Annotated in this window: 18 protein-coding genes; 6 read left to right on the plus strand and 12 right to left on the minus strand. The window is 68.0% G+C overall.

Going from position 1 to position 17,143, the window contains the following annotated elements:
- Positions 1-9: 9 nt before the first annotated feature.
- Both ACMYLB_RS20470 and ACMYLB_RS20475 read right to left on the minus strand, forming a co-directional pair.
- Positions 10-633, minus strand: coding sequence for a hypothetical protein (locus ACMYLB_RS20470; protein WP_415908794.1), 624 nt, complete (start codon positions 631-633; stop codon positions 10-12).
- Positions 634-1,137: 504 nt separating this feature from the next.
- Positions 1,138-1,668: a hypothetical protein gene (locus ACMYLB_RS20475; protein WP_415908795.1), complete on the minus strand. Its 531-nt coding sequence runs from the start codon at positions 1,666-1,668 to the stop codon at positions 1,138-1,140.
- 250 nt (positions 1,669-1,918) lie between these two features.
- Here ACMYLB_RS20475 and ACMYLB_RS20480 point away from each other — a divergent pair, with 250 nt between their 5' ends.
- Both ACMYLB_RS20480 and ACMYLB_RS20485 read left to right on the plus strand, forming a co-directional pair.
- Positions 1,919-3,460 carry a response regulator gene (locus ACMYLB_RS20480; RefSeq protein ID WP_415908796.1) on the plus strand — a complete coding sequence of 514 codons (1,542 nt, stop codon included), beginning with the start codon at positions 1,919-1,921 and terminating at the stop codon, positions 3,458-3,460.
- On the plus strand, positions 3,457-4,098 hold the full coding sequence (locus ACMYLB_RS20485; protein WP_415908797.1) for a response regulator: 642 nt from the start codon (positions 3,457-3,459) through the stop codon (positions 4,096-4,098). The genes ACMYLB_RS20480 and ACMYLB_RS20485 overlap by 4 nt, the downstream gene beginning before the upstream one ends.
- Positions 4,099-4,192: 94 nt before the next feature.
- On the opposite strand, the gene ACMYLB_RS20490 is transcribed toward ACMYLB_RS20485, so the two are convergent.
- Entirely contained in the window at positions 4,193-4,708 is a 516-nt protein-coding gene (locus ACMYLB_RS20490; protein WP_415908798.1) for a hypothetical protein, read from the minus strand.
- Positions 4,709-4,863: 155 nt separating this feature from the next.
- Positions 4,864-6,090 carry an argininosuccinate synthase gene (locus ACMYLB_RS20495; protein ID WP_415908799.1) on the minus strand — a complete coding sequence of 409 codons (1,227 nt, stop codon included), beginning with the start codon at positions 6,088-6,090 and terminating at the stop codon, positions 4,864-4,866.
- A gap of 150 nt (positions 6,091-6,240) precedes the next feature.
- Here ACMYLB_RS20495 and ACMYLB_RS20500 point away from each other — a divergent pair, with 150 nt between their 5' ends.
- Positions 6,241-6,732 (plus strand): type II secretion system protein, encoded by a 492-nt coding sequence (locus tag ACMYLB_RS20500; protein WP_415908800.1) that lies wholly within the window; start codon positions 6,241-6,243, stop codon positions 6,730-6,732.
- A 22-nt stretch (positions 6,733-6,754) separates the two neighbouring features.
- On the opposite strand, the gene argF is transcribed toward ACMYLB_RS20500, so the two are convergent.
- The 8 genes from argF to ACMYLB_RS20540 all read right to left on the minus strand — a co-directional run bounded on the left by argF (position 6,755) and on the right by ACMYLB_RS20540 (position 14,099).
- The gene (gene argF, locus ACMYLB_RS20505; RefSeq protein WP_415908801.1) at positions 6,755-7,705 is read right to left on the minus strand and encodes an ornithine carbamoyltransferase; all 951 of its coding nucleotides are present in this window, start codon (positions 7,703-7,705) and stop codon (positions 6,755-6,757) included.
- Positions 7,705-8,928, minus strand: coding sequence for an aspartate aminotransferase family protein (locus ACMYLB_RS20510; RefSeq protein WP_415908802.1), 1,224 nt, complete (start codon positions 8,926-8,928; stop codon positions 7,705-7,707). The genes argF and ACMYLB_RS20510 overlap by 1 nt, the downstream gene beginning before the upstream one ends.
- 62 nt (positions 8,929-8,990) lie before the next feature.
- Positions 8,991-9,881 (minus strand): acetylglutamate kinase, encoded by an 891-nt coding sequence (argB, locus tag ACMYLB_RS20515; RefSeq protein ID WP_415908803.1) that lies wholly within the window; start codon positions 9,879-9,881, stop codon positions 8,991-8,993.
- 167 nt (positions 9,882-10,048) lie between these two features.
- Positions 10,049-11,281, minus strand: a complete 1,233-nt coding sequence (gene argJ, locus ACMYLB_RS20520; protein ID WP_415908804.1) for a bifunctional glutamate N-acetyltransferase/amino-acid acetyltransferase ArgJ — start codon at positions 11,279-11,281, stop codon at positions 10,049-10,051.
- A 17-nt stretch (positions 11,282-11,298) separates the two neighbouring features.
- Positions 11,299-12,330, minus strand: a complete 1,032-nt coding sequence (gene argC, locus ACMYLB_RS20525) for an N-acetyl-gamma-glutamyl-phosphate reductase (RefSeq protein ID WP_415908805.1) — start codon at positions 12,328-12,330, stop codon at positions 11,299-11,301.
- A 103-nt stretch (positions 12,331-12,433) separates the two neighbouring features.
- Positions 12,434-12,832 carry a 30S ribosomal protein S9 gene (rpsI, locus tag ACMYLB_RS20530; RefSeq protein ID WP_415908806.1) on the minus strand — a complete coding sequence of 133 codons (399 nt, stop codon included), beginning with the start codon at positions 12,830-12,832 and terminating at the stop codon, positions 12,434-12,436.
- 8 nt (positions 12,833-12,840) lie between these two features.
- Positions 12,841-13,263 carry a 50S ribosomal protein L13 gene (rplM, locus tag ACMYLB_RS20535; RefSeq protein ID WP_415908807.1) on the minus strand — a complete coding sequence of 141 codons (423 nt, stop codon included), beginning with the start codon at positions 13,261-13,263 and terminating at the stop codon, positions 12,841-12,843.
- A 104-nt stretch (positions 13,264-13,367) separates the two neighbouring features.
- Positions 13,368-14,099: a hypothetical protein gene (locus tag ACMYLB_RS20540; RefSeq protein ID WP_415908808.1), complete on the minus strand. Its 732-nt coding sequence runs from the start codon at positions 14,097-14,099 to the stop codon at positions 13,368-13,370.
- 50 nt (positions 14,100-14,149) lie between these two features.
- Between ACMYLB_RS20540 and ACMYLB_RS20545 the strand changes: the two genes are divergently transcribed.
- The 3 genes from ACMYLB_RS20545 to tal all read left to right on the plus strand — a co-directional run bounded on the left by ACMYLB_RS20545 (position 14,150) and on the right by tal (position 17,084).
- Positions 14,150-14,536, plus strand: coding sequence for a DUF423 domain-containing protein (locus tag ACMYLB_RS20545; protein ID WP_415908809.1), 387 nt, complete (start codon positions 14,150-14,152; stop codon positions 14,534-14,536).
- A 183-nt stretch (positions 14,537-14,719) separates the two neighbouring features.
- Positions 14,720-16,126 carry a CCA tRNA nucleotidyltransferase gene (locus ACMYLB_RS20550; RefSeq protein WP_415908810.1) on the plus strand — a complete coding sequence of 469 codons (1,407 nt, stop codon included), beginning with the start codon at positions 14,720-14,722 and terminating at the stop codon, positions 16,124-16,126.
- A 7-nt stretch (positions 16,127-16,133) separates the two neighbouring features.
- Complete coding sequence (tal, locus tag ACMYLB_RS20555; protein ID WP_415908811.1) at positions 16,134-17,084, plus strand: transaldolase; 951 nt, start codon at positions 16,134-16,136, stop codon at positions 17,082-17,084.
- Positions 17,085-17,143 lie beyond the last annotated feature (59 nt).

Genomic DNA, 17,143 nt, shown 5'->3' on the forward strand with positions numbered 1-17,143 from the left:
CCGGCGCGCTCAGGCGCGGCGGTGCGTCACGGTGCGCAGCTCGCTCGGGGACAGATTGATCTCCCCGCGCTGCGGGTCGACGAAGACGGCCCCCGTGTCGGTCAGGATCAGCACCACGCTGTGCGCCGGACGGCGCCGCGTGCGCGCATCGACCTTGGCGTTGTCGGGCGTATACCACACCGCGGCGATCGCCGGGCGATCGGCCTGCACGCGATCGTGCCACTGGTCGACCATCAGCTCCGCCGCCGCGTTGCCGAGGAAGAGATCGGTGAAGGCCGTGCAGTTGAAGCCCTGGCGCCAGCCGCTGTCGCCGCGGAGCTCGCTCACCGGGACTTCCTTGCGGCTGAGATCCTCGCGAAAGCGCTCGAGGAAGCCGTTGATCCAGCTGTGGCGCACGAGCGCGTAGCGATCGGCGCTGAACGTCACCGGCACCACGGCGCGCCCCGCCATGGCGCGATCGGTCTCCTGCAGCAGCGCGACGCGATCGATCACCTTGCCCGTGGTCATTCGTCCCGCTCGGACCGGCGACGGCAGCACCAGCGCCGCCGTCGCAACTACGACGAGCGCGCGGAGCCCCCGGGCGACACGCCCGGTCTCGCGCGCGAGATTCCATTCACGACTGCACGTCTTCATGACACCCTGCCTTTCGGCCCTGTAGCCAGAAAATGAAGCGCGGCGCGCGCGCTAAACCTTCGTTTCACAAACTCGTTCCGCCCGACAAAATTTCCGGGAGATCGCGCCTATTTTTCCGAGTGAAAAATTCACGCGCTCGCTGGGAAAACCGCCAGAAATCGCTGGGCGATTTTCCGCGCATATCTTGCACCGACTGACTCTATTTTGTCCTGGCGTCCGCGCCCACCCGACAAACGCCCCTAACGAGGCCGCATCGCCCGCCGTCCCGGCGCGAGTCCGGCGCGCGCTCGTCGCGTCCTGTCTGGCCCGCGCGCGGCCCGCGTCCGCCGCGTGATGGCGGCCGGTCTCGCGCGTGCGCTGGGCGTGGCGCGCACACCGGCGCGCCTGGCGTCCTGCCGCTCGCGCCGCCGGAAAAGGCGGAGGCCGCGCACCCCTGCGCGGCCTCCTATGACAACGGACCTGTCAGTCCTGAAATTGGTTTTCGCGGCGGGCGCCGCGTCCGGTTCAACGCATCGCGACGAGCTTCGCGCTCTTGCTGTCGGCCAGCGCCATCATCTGGTGCAGGCCGCCGTTGTTGGCGCTGTAGGCGGCGACGATCACGCCGACGATGTTCTTCTCGTTCACGGAAACCGCGTCGGGTTCGTCGTTGTTGACACCCTGCACGACGTAGCCGCGGCGGTCTTCGTCGATGACGCTGTGGGCGACGAGGCCGCCGTTGGCCTTGCGATAGACGAGCGTCATGCCCTTCTTGATGTCGTCGTAGGCGATCTCCTTGACCACGACCGCGGTGCCGGGCGCGTAGAGCGGCTCCATCGAGTGGCCGATGCCCCACAGCGCCGTGCCGCCGTTTTCCTGGGCGATCTTCTCGGCGAGCTTCATCTCCTGGCCCTTGTCGACGATGACGGGCGCCGGGGTGTTCTGGGCGATCTTGGCGAGCAGGCGCGGGCTCTTGATCCCGGCCTGGAGGGAAAGGGTGGTCGCGACGACCGCGAGGGTGAGCGCGGCGTAGCGGAGGAGGGTGCGGGTCGTTGTCATGCGACCAGCATCCCCGAAAACGCGATTTCCGATTATCCGTGCCCCTACGCGACGCCGCCTCGTTTTTTTCGCTAGGGTGTTTCCTGCGCCAAATCCGGGAGCCCGAAACGCCCGCCACCCCGGGCGGCCGGCGGCGCAGTTTTACCTCAAGTCGCTGGCCGGCGGGCCGATACCGACCGGCCATTTGTAATCACCGCTGAAGCCAGCCGCGTTCTTGCCGAAGAAGAGGGGGTATCGCTACAGTCCGCCCATGATCCGAGCCCTTTACGCCGAGGACGACCCCAACGTCGCCGGCATCGTCCGCACCTACGTCGAGCATTTCGCGCCCGACTGGGAGCTCGAGATCGTGCCCAACGGCACCCGCTGCCTCGAACGCATGGCGGTGGGCGGCTACGACATCCTGCTGCTCGACCTCGTGCTGCCCGACACCGACGGCCTGCACATCCTCGGCGAGCTCGCCCGGCGCAACGACCCGACGCCCGTCGTGATGGTCACCGGCCACGGCCAGACCGAGCTTGCCGTCCGCGCGCTCCGCGCCGGCGCCGCCGACTGCGTGGACAAGACCTCCCCGCAATTCCTCCAGCTCGTCGACATCGTCAAGCGCGTGCAGCAGCGCCACGCCGAGGCGCGCGTCAAGCTCCCGGCCACCGCCTCGGTGCCCGGCCGCCATGCCGTCGCGCTGGTCGAGGGCTCGGTCGCGCTCGCCGCCAGCATCCGCGAATTCTTCGCGGCGCACGCGCCGCAGTTCGAGCTGTCCGTCATCGCCACCACCGCGGAACTGAACCACTTCTTCAGCATCGGCGCGCCGGTGCACGCGGCCGTCATCGGCCCGACGCCGCACCACAACAAGCCGCTCGAGGTCCTGCGGCTGTTCCACTCCAACGCCGCGCAGCTGCCCACCCTCCTCGTCTCCGCCCGCAACGACGGCGAGACTGCGATCGCCGCGTTCAAGCTCGGCGCGCAGGACTACATCCTGCAGAAGCCCGACTACCTCACCGAGGTCGTCTTCTCGCTCAACAGCATCCTGCGCCGCACCGAAACCGAACGCCGGAACGCGCAGCTGCAGAAGGAACTCGAGACCCTCAACCGCTCGCTCGAGGCCCAGGTCATCGCCCGCACGCGCGAGCTCCAGGCGCTCTCGCTGCGCCTGCTCCGCATCCAGGAGGACGAGCGCCGCGCCATCGCGCGCGAGCTGCACGACGAGATCGGCCAGCTCCTCACCGGCCTCAAGCTCCAGCTCGACGCCGGCCTGAAGGCCGCGGGCGACGCGCCCCTGCGCATCCACTTCGCCGAGGCCCACGCCACCGCGAGCAGCCTGCTCGAGCACGTCCGCATCCTCACCCAGCAATACCGCCCGCGCGTCCTCGACGACCTCGGCCTCCAGCCCGCAATCGAGTGGCACCTGAAACAGTTCACCAAGCAGACCGGCATCGAGGTCGACTTCGCCGCCGACCTGCCGCCCGGCCGCCTGCCGAGCGAGCTGGAGACCGTCGTCTACCGCATCGTGCAGGAGGCCCTCACCAACGCCGCGCGCCACGCCCAGGCGAAACAGGCCGCCGTCGCCGTCACGCACGAGGACAAGCAGCTCATCGTCGAGATCTCCGACCGCGGCCGCGGCTTCGACGTCACCCGCGCGCTCGCCCGCACCGATTCGCTCGGCCTCGCCGGCCTGCGCGAGCGCGTGAACCTCGCCGGCGGCCGCATCGAGATCCACTCCGCCCCCGGCCAGGGCACGCGCATCACCGCCGAGTTTCCCCTGCCCGCCGAGGGCGCCGCCCCCGTCTCCCCATGACGACCGTCATCCTTGCCGACGACCACGAGATTGTCCGCCGCGGCGTGCGCAGCGTGCTCCAGGCCGACGGCCGCTTCAACGTCGTCGCCGAGACGGCCGACGGCCTCTCCGCCGTGCAGCTGGCCGAGAAGCACAAACCCCACCTGATGTTCCTCGACCTGTCGCTCCCGCGCCTGCACGGCCTCGAGGCGCTGCGCCAGATCCGCATCACCAGCCCGAACACCAAGGTGCTCGTGCTCTCCATGCACAACGACGAGCCCTACGTCATCGAGGCCCTGCGCAGCGGCGCGGCGGCCTACATCCTCAAGGGCTCGGAGTCCGACGAGATCGTCAAGGCCACGCAGGAGGTGCTCGCCGGCCGCCGCTTCCTCAGCGCGCCGCTCACCGAGTGGGCCATCACCGCGCTCGCCGTGAAGACCCCCGACTCGAGCGACGCCTACAACACGCTCTCGCCCCGCGAGCGCGAGGTGATGCAGCTCGCCGCCGAGGGGCTCGGCGCCGCCGAGATCGCCGAGAAGCTCTTCATCAGCGCCCGCACCGCCGAGACGCACCGCGCGAACCTGATGCGCAAGCTGAACCTGCAGACCCAAACCGACCTCGTGCGCTACGCGATCCGGCGCGGCCTGATCCAAGCCTGAACGACGACCGGAAGACGCGGCGCTCGTCTGCGGCGGCGATCTGGTCCTCACGCAGGCGCTCGCTCGCCCACTGCGCGCCCGACCGCGCGGCCGTTCACTTCGCCGCGCGGTGATAGAGTCCGTCGAAGGACGTGCTCCAGGTCCGGCCACCGTCCGCGGAGATTTCCCAATGCTGGCGGACGGTGCCGTCGGCGTTCGGCGTGTAGGTGATGCGATTGCGCAGCACGCCGCCCTGCGGGTTCGGACTCTCGCCGCCAATCACCATGCTTCCGCCCGCGTCGAGGCCGCCGCTGAGCTCGAGGATCGAGCCGCCGCTGCCGATCCAGAACTGCTGCCAGCATTTCTTCGCGGGGTTCCAGGCGTTGAGACTCTTGCCCGGCGAGCGGCCCGACTCCCAGTTCTCGAGCAGGCCCCAGCCGCTCGCGATTTTCTCGATGCGACTGTGACCGACCACCTTGCCGTTCTTCGCCGTGACGTCCCATTCGCCCACCCAGAAATCGAACTGCGACGATTCCGGCGGCGGGGAGGGCGGCGCGGGCGGCTGCGCGGGCGACACGAGGGCGGCGGTGGCGAAAAGCGGTAGCAGACGGACCGAGGTGGGCAAGTTCATGCCCCCACGAGGACGGATCGGCGCGGCGGTGCGACGCGCTTGCGACCGGCGCCGGCAAACACGCGGTGAAACGTCGCGTGACGCGACGGACGCCGGCAAAACAAAAGCGGCGCCGGGCAGGCGCCGCTCGGAGAGGAAGCGAACCGGTGCGCGGCTCAGACCTGCGGACCGCCCTGCGCGAGGTTGCGGGCGCGGAGGCGGAGGCCGTTGAGGCGGATGAAGCCGGTGGCGTCGCTCTGGTTATACCAGCTCTTCACGCCTTCCATCGACGCGATCTTGTCGTCGTAGAGGGAATACTTCGATTTGCGTCCGCAGGTGATGATGTTGCCCTTGTAGAGCTTGAGGCGAACGGTGCCGGTGACGAATTTCTGGCTCTCGTCGACCATGGCCTGGAGCATCTCGCGCTCGGGCGCGAACCAGAAGCCGTTGTAGACGAGCTCGGCATACTTCGGGATGAAGCTGTCGCGGATGTGCAGCACCTCGCGATCGAGCGTGAGCGACTCCACCTGGCGGTGCGCCTGCATGAGGATCGTGCCGCCCGGGGTCTCGTAGACGCCGCGCGACTTCATGCCGACGAAACGATTTTCGACGAGGTCGACGCGGCCGATGCCGTGCTTGCCGCCGAGCTTGTTGAGCGTCTTGAGCACGCCGGCGGGCGTCATCCTCTTGCCGTTCACGGCGACGCAGTTGCCCTTTTCGAAATCGAGTTCGACGTATTCGGCCTTGTTCGGCGCATCCTCCGGCGAGACGGAGAGCTTGAACATGCCCTTGTTCTCCTTGGTCGTCGGATCGAACCACGGATCCTCGAGGATGCCGGCTTCGTAGGAGATGTGGAGAAGGTTGCGGTCCATCGAATACGGCTTCTTGAGCGAGGCCTCGACGGGGATGTTGTGCTCGGCGCAATACGCGATCATCTCGGCGCGGCCGGGGAACTTCTCGCGGTAGCTTTCGAGCTTCCACGGCGCGATGATGTTGAGGTGCGGAGCGAGCGCCATGTAGGTGAGCTCGAAGCGGCATTGGTCATTGCCCTTGCCGGTGGCGCCGTGCGCGACGGTGTCGGCCTTTTCCTTCTTCGCGATTTCGATCTGGGCCTTCGCGATGAGCGGGCGCGCGATCGAGGTGCCTAGGTAATACTGACCCTCGTAGATCGCGTTGGCGCGGATCATCGGGTAGATGAAGTCGCGGGCGAACTCCTCGACGAGGTCGAGGGTGTAGTGCTTGGACGCGCCGGTCTTCTTCGCCTTCGCGGGCAGGCCCTTGAGTTCCTCCTCCTGGCCGATGTCGGCCGCGAACGTGACGATTTCGGCGTCGTAGGTTTCGCGGAGCCACTTGACGATGACGGAGGTGTCGAGACCTCCGGAGTAGGCGAGCACGATCTTCATGGTAGAGCGCGCAGTGTGAGACCGGCCGGGCCGCGCTCGCAAAATAAAAATGGGTCAAAATCGCGCGGCGCTTTTCACCGGGCTTTCACCCTTGGCGGCTCGCGAATCCGGGCGCGCCGGGGCATCCTGCCGACAACCCAAGGATCTGTCATGAGCACGCCCTCCCCCGCCCGCTCGCGCCGCTCCTCCCGCGGCTTCACGCTCGTCGAAATCATGATCGTCGTCGTCATCATCGGCCTCCTCGCCGCGCTCGCGATCCCGGCGATGCAGCGCGTCCAGCGCGCCGCGCAAAATGTCCGCGTCGCGAACGATTTTCGCGTCTTTGCCCAGGCCTTCGAGACCTACGCGCTGCAGAACGGCTTCTGGCCGAACAACGCCGGCGGCGGCGTGGTGCCGACGGCGCCCGTGTCCATGGCCGGCGACTTCAAGACGTCGGTCTGGCAGACCACGACCACCATCGGCGGCCGCTGGAACTGGGATCGCAACATGAGCGGCGTCGCCGCGGGCATCTCCATTTCGGGGCTGACCTGCACCGACGCACAGCTCGAGGAAATCGACGCCAAGCTCGACGACGGCAACCTCGGCACGGGACGATTCCAGAAGACGCAGTCGAACCGCGTCACGCTGATCCTCGAGCAGTGAGCCGGCGAAACCGGCCGCCGGTTCAGGCCCGCGGGCGGGCGGCGGCGAGCGTGGCCATGATGGCCTTCTGCACGTGCAGGCGGTTCTCCGCCTCGTCGAAGATGATGCAGCGCGGGTTGTCGAGGACCGCCTGCTCCACTTCCTCGCCGGCGTGCGCCGGGAGGCAGTGCATGAAATACGCGTCGGGTTTGGCGGCGGCGAAGAGTTTGGCGGTCACCTGATACGGCGACATCACGCGGATGCGCTCCTTCGTCTCCTCCTCCTTGCCCATCGACACCCACACGTCGGTGTAGACGACGTCGGCATCCTTCACCGCCTCGTAGGGATCGGTGGTGAAGTGGTAGTTCTTCGGCAGGCCGTCCTGCGCGAGCTGCGCGTCGATCTCCGGCCCGGGTGCGAACTGCGCCGGACCCGCGAGGCTGATCTTCATGCCGAAGAGCGCCGCACCGAGGATCCACGAGTAGGCCATGTTGCACGCCGTGTCGCCGAGGAAGGCGATCTTGCGGCCCTTCAGCGAGGCGAGGCGGTCGCCGTTGCCGGCCCAGCGTTCCGTCAGGGTGAACGCGTCGGTGTAGATCTGGCAGGGATGAAGGAAATCCGTCAACGCGTTCACGATCGGGATCGTGCCCGCGGCGGCGAGGCGCTCGACCTCGCTCTGCTCGTAGGTGCGCACGATCAGGCCGTGCACGAAGCGCGAGAGCACCTTGGCGGTATCCTCGACCGACTCGCCGCGGCCGATCTGGATGTCGTTGCGGTTGAGGAAAAGCGGATTGCCGCCGAGTTCGTGGATGCCGACCTCGAACGACACGCGCGTGCGCGTGCTGCTCTTCGAAAAGATCAGCGCCCACGTCTGGCCGGCGAGCGGCTTCTCGTGCGTGCCGCGCTCGCGCTTGAGGCGGGCGGCGAGGCCGAAGATCTGCGCGACTTCTTCGCGGGTGAAATCGGTGTCCTTGAGGAAGTGACGCGTAGGCATCAGGCGGTCTCCTTTTTCCTGAGCGCGCCGCGGATGATGTCGGTCGCGAGCGTGAGGTGCTCGGACGTGGCGATGAGCGGCGGGAGCAGGCGAATGGTGTTCAGGCCGGCGACCGGGCAGAGCAGCCCGCCCTCGCGCAGCAGCGGCAGATACGGCGCCGGCTCGCCGTGCAGGCGCAGGCCGAGCATGTAGCCGCGGCCGGTGACGCCGGCGACCTGCCGAGGAAACTCGACCGCGAGCTGCTCGAGCTGGGCCTTCCACGCCGCGCCGTTGGCGGCGACCTTGCGGATCAGGTCCTCGCGCTCGAGCACTTCGAACACCGCCAGCGCGGCGGCGCAGGCGAGCGGCGAGCCGCCGAAGGTGGTGCCGTGCGAGCCGGGGGTGAAGAGCTCGGCGTGCTTCTCGCCGCACCAGATCGCACCCATCGGGTAGCCGTTGGCGATGCCCTTGGCCATGCCGATGACGTCGGCGCGGACGCCGGAGTGCTGGAAGGCGTAGAATGCGCCGGTGCGGCCGAAGCCGCACTGCACCTCGTCGAGCATGAGCAGGAGGTTGTGCTGGTCGCACAGCCGGCGCAGGCCCCAGAGGAACTCGTCGGTGCACATCGTCACGCCGCCCTCGCCCTGCACCGTCTCGATCATGATCGCGGCGGTCTGGTCGTCGATCAGGTCGGCGAAGCTCTGGACGTTGTTGATCTCGCCGGCGGCGAAACCGGGCACGAGCGGGCGGAAGCCCTTCTGGATCTTCTCCTGCGGCGTCGCGCTCATGCCGCCGTAGGTGCGGCCGTGGAAGGCGTTCTTCGCCACGAGGACCTTGTAGCACTTGCCCTCCTCGCCCGACTTGCGGATGCCGTGCAGGCGCGAGAGCTTGATCATCGCCTCGTTCGCCTCCGTGCCGGAGTTGCAGAGGTAGACGCGGCCGGGACCGGCCTGCTGCACGAGGCGGCGCGCGAGTTCACCGTAGTTCGGGTTGCGGTAGAGGTTGCTGCAGTGGATCAGCTCGCCGGCCTGGCGGCGGATGGCCTCGACCCAGACCGGGTGGCAGTGGCCGAGGGCGTTGACGGCGATGCCGGAGGCGAAATCGAGATACTTCTTGCCGGTGTCGTCCCAGGCCCAGACGCCCTCTCCTCGCACGAGCGTGAGCGGGGCCTTGGCGTAGTTTTTCATCACATACGCGTCGTAGAGCTCGGCGGCATTGGTGCGGACGATGGAGGGTTGGTTCATGGAAATAACGAGGTCAGACGAACGCGCCGTGCGGCGCACTCCCAAATTCGGCGGCGACCGTATCAGCCGTGCACAATTTCCGTGCCCACGCCCTTGTCGGTGAAAATTTCGAGCAGGAGGCTGTGCGGCATGCGGCCGTCGATGAAGTGCACGCGTTGGACGCCTTCCTGGAGCGCGCGCACGGCGCTGGCGACCTTCGGGCGCATGCCCTTGTCGATGACGCCCTTCTTCTTCAGGCCGTCGACGTCGCCGACCTTGAGCGTGGAGATGAGCGTGCTCGGGTCCTTCGGGTCGGAAAGCAGGCCGGGCACGTCGCTCATGTAGACGAGACGGCGGGCGCGCAGGGCCGAGGCGACGCGGCCGGCGGCGGTGTCGGCGTTGATGTTGTAGGGCTTGCCGTCGTAGCCCTCGGCCACGGGCGAGATCACGGGCATGAAGCCCTCGGCGATCTCCTTCTTGATCAGCTTCACCTTCACCTCGGTCGGGTCGCCGACGTAGCCGAGGTCGACCGGGTTGCCGTCGTCGTCGACGCCGAGCTTCTGGCAGACGAGCACGCTGTCACCGGGCAGGCCCTTCGGGCGCGCCTTCACGGAGGCCAGCGTGTCGCACACCTCCTTGTTCACGATCTCGTCGAGCGTCTTCTTCACGATCGCGATCGTGGCCTCGTCGGTGACGCGGAGGCCGTTGACGAAATTCGCCTTCAGGCCGGAGGCGTCCATCGCCTTGCTGATGGCCTTGCCGCCGCCGTGCACGACGACGACGTTGATGCCCACCGCGGCGAGGAAGGCGATGTCCGCCGCGACGCGCGTGCGCGCCGTCGGGTCGGGATCGTCCATGAAGCTCCCGCCGTATTTGACGACGAACGTCGATCCGCGGAAATCCTGGATGTAGGGCAGCGCTTCGAGCAGCACGCGCGCTTTGGCAATGACCTCTTCAACTTTGATCGAGGTCATGGCGTGGGAGTGGGAAGGCGACCGGTGGTCATCGATGGGTGACGGCGGAAAATTTTCTGAACCCAACGCGCGGCGATTTCACTAAAAAATGCACCGCGGCGAGGAGCCGGCGCGCGACTCGCGCCGACCCGCGGCGCGACGGACGGCGCCGGTGCGCGGAGCGAGCGTCACTCGCTCTTGTTGTAGTTCACGTAGCCCTCGGTGAGGTCGGTCGCGAGGAGGCGGTAGCCGGCCTTGCCGAGATGCAGGTCGATCGTGATGGTGAAGCGGCGCTGCTTCACGATCTCCTTCCACTTCGGCTTCAGCTCCGGGTGCGGCTTGCCGGCGGTCATGGCCGGCGTGTCGTTGTAGCGGATGTCGAGCTTGGCCTCGACGAGCTTGGCGCCGGAGTAGCCGGCGGCATCGGCCAAACGGCCCCAGTTCGGGTCCTCGCCATACCAGGACGACTTCACGAGGAGGGAATTGCCGATGGCGCGCGCGCACTTCTCGGCGTCCTCGGCCGAGGCGGCGCCCTGGACCTTCACCTCGATGACCTTGGTGATCTTCTCGCCGTCGGAGACGATCTTGTCGGCGAGGATGTCGCAGGCCTTCCAGACGGCCTCGGCAAAGAGGACGCGAAGTTCGCGCGGGCTCTTGTCGCCGACGGAGACGCCGGAGTGGCCGTTGGCGAGCATGAGGACGGTGTCGTTCGTGCTCATGTCGCCGTCGACGGTGATGCAGTTGAACGTGCCGTTGACCGCCTCGGTGAGCGTTTTCTGGAGGAAGCTGCGCGGGACGGAAAAGTCGGTGGCGAGGAACGCGAGCATCGTCGCCATGTTCGGCTGGATCATGCCCGCGCCCTTGGCGAAGCCGGCGACGGTGTGCTTCTTGCCGTCGTAGGTGAACGAGACCGTGACGGTCTTGGCCTTGGTGTCGGAAGTCAGGATGGCGTCGGCGGCCTTCTTGCCGTGCGCGGGCGTGCGGCCCTTCTCGGTCACGGCGCGCTCGAGGCCCTTGATCACGCGATCCATCGGCAGGGGCTGGCCGATGCGGCCGGTCGAGCAGACGAAGAACGCCGGCGGCTTCTGGTTGAGCGACGCGGCGGCGCGCTGCGCCATGGTCTGCGCGTCCTTCAGGCCCTCGGGGCCGGTGCAGGCGTTGGCGTTGCCGGAGTTGGCGACGAAGCCGTGGAACGGGCCGCCTTCCTCGAGATTCTTCTGGCAGAGCAGCACGGGCGCGGCCTTGACCGCGTTCTTCGTGAACGTGCCGGCGGCGGTGCACGGGCGCATCGAGTAGACCAGCGCGAGGTCGAGGCGCTTGAGGTCGTTTTTCTGGCGGATGTCGCAGGCGACGCCCGCCGCTTCGAAGCCAGGCACGTCCGTGATACCTGCACTATCCGGCGTAACGGTCAGTTGGGTCATTTTTCGAGGGTGGGTGCTTAAAGCAGTCCGGCGGTCTCGGGGAAACCGCACCAGAGATTCATGATCTGCACGGCCTGGCCGCTGGCGCCCTTGACGAGGTTGTCGACGGCGGACGTGAGCACGAAGTTGCCCGTGCGAGTGTCGTGCACGGCGGAGATATCGACGCGGTTGGTGCCGGTGACGTGGGCGGAGTCGGGCGTCTCGCCGCTGGGGAGGATCGAGACGAAGGACCGGCCGGCGTAGGCGGCGCGCCAGGCGGCGTAGACGGCATCGAGCGTCGCGCCGGCGGCGGCGGGGACGGTGATCGTCGTGATGATGCCGCGGCGCATCGGCGCGAGGTGCGGATTGAACTGGAGCACGATCTTCGCGCCCGCGCGCAACGAAAGCTGCTCCTCGATCTCGGCGAGGTGGCGGTGCTTGACCAGGCCGTAGGCCTTGGCGCTCTCGGCGCGCTCGACGTAGAGGTAGGTCTCCTCGACCTTCTTGCCGGCGCCGGAGACGCCGGAGAAGGAATTCACGACGATGTGTTCGCGCGCGACGAGGCCGGCGGCAAGCAGCGGCGCGAGCGGGACGAGCGTGCTGGTCGGGTAGCACCCGGGCGCGGCGGCGAGTTTGATCTCAGTTTTCCACTTCGCGTCGGTGAGCTCGGGCAGCACGAAGCGCGTCTGCGGCAGCAGCTCGGGCGCGTGGTGCTTGCCGTAGTATTTCTCGTAGGTCGCGAGATCGGCGATGCGGAAGTCGGCGCTGAGGTCGACGACCTTGCGGCCGGCGGGCACGAGGGCCTTGGCGAAATCCGCCGCGGCGCCGTGCGGCAGCGCGAGGAACCACAGGCCGATGTCGTCGCGGGCCGCGAGTTCGCCGGCATCGGAGCCGATGAACGGGAGCGTGTCCGCGGCCGTGCCGCGCAGGGCCGGGATCACGCTCGAGAGGGACTTGCCCGCGTGCTGGCGTGACGTGACCGCCGCCAGAGTGACGTGCGGATGGCCCAAGAGGAGTTTAACGAGAACTTCGCCGGAGTAACCCGACGCGCCGACAATGCCGACTTTCATCTAATTGAGGGGGGACTAAATGGGAATGGAGGGGACTGGCGCAAATAAAAACGGGGTGCTCGTGGCACCCCGTTTGCGAATGAAAACCTGCTTCGGCCAGCGATTAGCGCTTCGAGAACTGGAAGCGCTTGCGGGCGCCCGGCTGGCCGGGCTTCTTGCGCTCTTTTTCGCGCGGGTCACGGGTGAGATGACCGGCCTTCTTGAGCGTGACGCGGAGCTCGGAGTTGAACTTGAGCAGCGCGCGGGCGATGCCGTGCGACACCGCGCCGGCCTGGCTGCTGATGCCGCCACCCTGCACGTTGGCCACGACGTCGAACTTGTCCTTCACGTCGGCGGTCGTGAGGGGACCGGCGGCGCGGCGGGCGAAGTTGTCGTGCTTGAAATAGGCGTCGAAGTCGCGGCCGTTGGCCGAGAGCTTGCCGGAGCCGGCGACGAGGCGAACGCGGGCGGTCGAGGTCTTGCGACGGCCGGTGCCGATGAAAACGGTGGAGTCAGCGCTCATGGATCAGATCAAAGCTTGATGGGGTTCTGCGCGGCGTGCGGGTGCTCGGCGCCCGGGAACACGCGGAGCTTGGTGAGCATCTTGCGCGCGATGTAGTTCTTCGGGAGCATGCCCTTCACGGCCTGCATGATGATGAATTCCGGCTTCTTGGCGCGGACTTCGGTGAGCTTGCGGTATTTCTCGCCGCCGACGTAGCCGGAGAACGACATATACTCGGTCACTTCTTCCTTCTTGCCGGTGAGGGCAATTTTGCTCGCGTTGATGACGATGACGAAGTCGCCGGTATCGACGTGCGGAGTGTAGGTGGCCTTGTTGCGACCACGGATGATGTTGGCGACTTTGACTGCGAGACGGCCAAGAACCTGCCCCTCGGCATCGATCAGATACCACTTGGGCTGGACTGTCTCTTTTTTGGCCAGATAGGTTTTCATTGCGGAAAGAGGCCCAAGGGAAAGATTCCGCCCTACCCTGTCAACACCCAAGCTTTCACATTTTCGGCGCGGGCCCAAACGGGCCGGTTTCCGGGGCTAAGCGCTCAAAATTCGTAGCTTGCGGCAAGACTGAACCAAATCCTGCCCCCCGGGGAGGCCTCGTTGGGCGACCAAAAGCGGCGGGCGCCGTTCGTGCCGGCATAGTGCCCTCCCGCCGTCAGCACCGTCTGGCCGCCGATGCGATAGGGCAGCGTCAGGTCGAGGCCGTGATAGGTGTAGGCGTCCTCCACCCGCGCCCCCGGGAGCTGCGGCAGCGCGTCGTCCGCCTCCACCGAGCCGCCGTAGATCCGGTAGTGGAGGAAAGCGCCCCACGCCTTCAGCGCGTAGTCCCCCGCGTAGCTCAGTTCGCCGATGTCGGCGCGACGATTCACGTCGCGCGTGAAGCTCGCCGTCGCGCGGCCGGGGCCGAGGGGCAGCGCCACCGACGCCGTCACCTCGCCGGTGTGCGCGGGATGGCCGTCATAGGCATCGCCGAGGTGGTAATGCGCGATCCGGATCCCCACCGCGGCGCCGCGCTCGAAGGTATGCGTGTAGCCGGCGCTCACGCCCAGTTCGCGCCAGCGGCCCTGCGCGAGCGGCAGATTCACCCACGCGCCGAAGCTCCACGCCTCATCGGTCAGCCAGGCCCCCGGCCGCACCGAGGCCCCCGCGCGCTCGATGCCGCGGCGCACGAACTTCGATTCGACCGTGGCATCCACGCTGCGCACCCATTCGCCGTCGGCGGCGCCGACGCGCGCGGCGAGCAGGCAGAGGAGCAAGGCAAGGACGCGGCGCACGGGCAAAGGAAGGTTGGTTTTCGCCGCGTTGTCGACACACTCGTTTTTCCATGACCGGTCCCACTCGCCTCATCACGCTCGCCGCGGCCGTGCTCGGTTTCCTCGGCGTCGCGCTCGGCGCCTTCGGCGCCCACGGCCTGAAAGCCACGCTCGAAGCCCACGGCTCCGTCGAGACGTGGAAGACCGCGGTGCTCTACCAGCTCGTCCACGCCGTCGCCTTGCTGGCCCTCGCGGGCTGGCGCGACGCGCATGCCGGTCCCAGCGGTCGCGTCGCGGCGCTCTGGACCCTCGGCGTGGCGCTGTTTTCCGGTTCGCTCTACTGGCTCGCGCTCGGCGGGCCGAAGTTTCTCGGCCCGGTCACGCCGCTCGGCGGCCTCGCTTTCCTGCTCGGCTGGGGCTGCCTCGCCTGGCACGCGTGGCGCCAACCCGTCGCGTGACGCGCGCGGCCCGCGGCGCGGGCTGATCGCGGACGCCGCCCGCGCGCCCGCATCGTCCGCGTTTCCTCCACCGGAGCGGACGCGTCGGACGCGCGCATCGGACACGGCGCGGGCACCGTCGTGCTGCCACGGGCAAGCCTTGCGCCCCGCCCCTTTCGGGCCACGCTGGGCCGCGTCGGCCACATGCAATTGCCTCCGCCTCTTCTTTCCGCGCTCCAGGCCCTCCGCTCCGCGGGCGGGCGGCCCCGGCTCGTGGGCGGCTGCGTGCGCGACTGGCTGCTCGGGCTCGAGCCGAAGGACTTCGACATCGAGGTCTTCGGCCTCGACTACGAGCGCCTGCAGCGGGCGCTGGCGCCGTTCGGCCCGACCGATCTGGTCGGCCGCAGTTTCGGCGTGCTCAAGGTGCGGCTGGCGGGTGTGGAATACGACTTCTCCCTGCCCCGGCGCGAATCGAAGACCGGCGCGGGCCACCGCGGCTTCGCCGTCGCGCCCGAGCCCGGTCTCACCGAGGCCGAGGCGGCGGCGCGGCGCGATTTCACCCTCAACGCCATCGCCTACGACCCGCTCGAGCAGCGCGTGATCGACCCGCACGGCGGCGAACGCGACCTGCGGGCGCGCGTGCTGCGGCACACCAGCACGGCGTTCGTCGAGGACCCGCTGCGCGTGCTGCGGGCGTTCCAGTTCGCCGCGCGCTTCGAGCTGACGCTCGCGCCGGAGACGGCCGCCCTGTGCCGCTCGATCGCCACGACTTATCACGAGCTCCCGATCGAACGCGTGTGGGGCGAGTGGGACAAGTGGGCCACGAAGGCCGTGAAGCCGTCGCGCGGCCTGTTCGCGCTGAAGGAGAGCGGCTGGCTGAAATTCTTCCCCGAGATCGCGGGTCTCGACGGCCTGCCGCAGGAGCCCGAGTGGCATCCCGAGGGCGACGCCTTCGTGCACACCGCGCACTGCCTCGACGCGCTGGTGACACTCGCGGCGTGGCGCGACGGCGACGCCCACGCGCGGCGCATGCTCTCCTTCGCGGTGCTCGCGCACGACTTCGGCAAGGCCACCACGACGCATCAGGCCGAGCGGCGGCAGCGCCTGCGCTGGGTCAGCCCGGGCCACGAGGCGGCCGGCGCGCCGCTGACGGAGAGCTTCCTCCAGCGCATCGGCGCGCCGCACGACCTGATCGAGTTCGTGCGGCCCCTGGTGGTGAACCACCTGGCCCATCACCACGGCCAGACGCACTTTCGCGACACGACCGTGCGCCGCCTCGCGCGCAAGATCGCGCCGGCGACGATGGACGACCTCATCGTCGTGATGACCGCGGACCACCTCGGCCGTCCGCCGCTGGTGTCGGAGGAGGCGCTGCGGCGCATCCATGAGCTGCGCGATGCGGCGACGCGGCTCGCGATCGCGGATCGCGCCCCGCAGCCGATCGTCCTCGGGCGGCACCTGATCGCGCTGGGCATGAAGCCCGGCCCGAATTTCAGTCCCGCGCTCGAGGCTGCGTTCGAGTCGCAGCTCGATGGGGCATTCTATGACGAGGAAGGCGGGATTTTATGGATGAGGAACTATTTGCGGGCCCATCCCCAGTTTCTAAAGTGACCGCCTCATGTCCTCCACGAGCCAGCTCGACCAACTGAAGCAGTTCACCGTCGTCGTCGCCGACACCGGCGATTTCGCCAGCATGAAGCAGTTCGCCCCGCGCGACGCGACGACGAACCCGAGCCTGATCCTGAAGGCGGCGGCGATGCCCGACTACGCGTGGATCGTCGACCAGGCCGTGAAGGACGCCCCCGCCGGCGCCGACCTCGGTGCCGTGATCGACGGCCTGCTGGTGCTGTTCGGCCGCGAGATCCTGAAGATCGTCCCGGGCCGCGTCTCGACCGAGGTCGACGCGCGGCTGTCGTTCGACACCGCCGGCACGATCGCCAAGGCGCGCGACATCATCGCGCGCTACGAGAAGGCCGGCATCGGCCGCGAGCGCATCCTGATCAAGATCGCCTCGACGTGGGAAGGCATCAAGGCCGCCGAGCAGCTGGAGAAGGACGGCATCCGCTGCAACCTGACGCTGCTTTTCTCGTTTGCCCAAGCCGTGGCGTGCGCGGAGGCGAAGGTGCAGCTGATCTCGCCCTTCGTCGGCCGCATCCTCGACTGGTATAAGAAATCCACGGGCAAGGACTATACGCCCGCCGAGGACCCGGGCGTGAAGTCGGTCACCGAGATCTACACCTACTACAAGAAATTCGGCTACAAGACGGAGGTCATGGGCGCGTCGTTCCGCAACACGGGCGAGATCACGGAGCTCGCCGGCTGCGACCTGCTCACGATCAGCCCGCAGCTGCTCGGCGAGCTCGCGCAGAGCCAGGCGCCCGTCGGGCGCAAGCTCGACCCGGCCGCGGCGCGGGCCGCGACGCTCGCGAAGGTGAGCTTCGACGAGAAGAGCTTCCGCTTCGCACTCAACGAGGACGCGATGGCGACGGAGAAGACCGCGGAGGGCATCCGCCAGTTCTCCGCCGACATCGTGAAACTCGAGCAGCTGCTGGCGAAGAAGCGCGACTGAGCGCACCCGCGCGCATGAAAAAGCCCCGGAGGATTCCGGGGCTTTGTTTTTGACGCGAG

Origin of the sequence: Oleiharenicola sp. Vm1 (assembly GCF_047777955.1) — a bacterium.
Taxonomy (GTDB): domain Bacteria; phylum Verrucomicrobiota; class Verrucomicrobiia; order Opitutales; family Opitutaceae; genus Didemnitutus.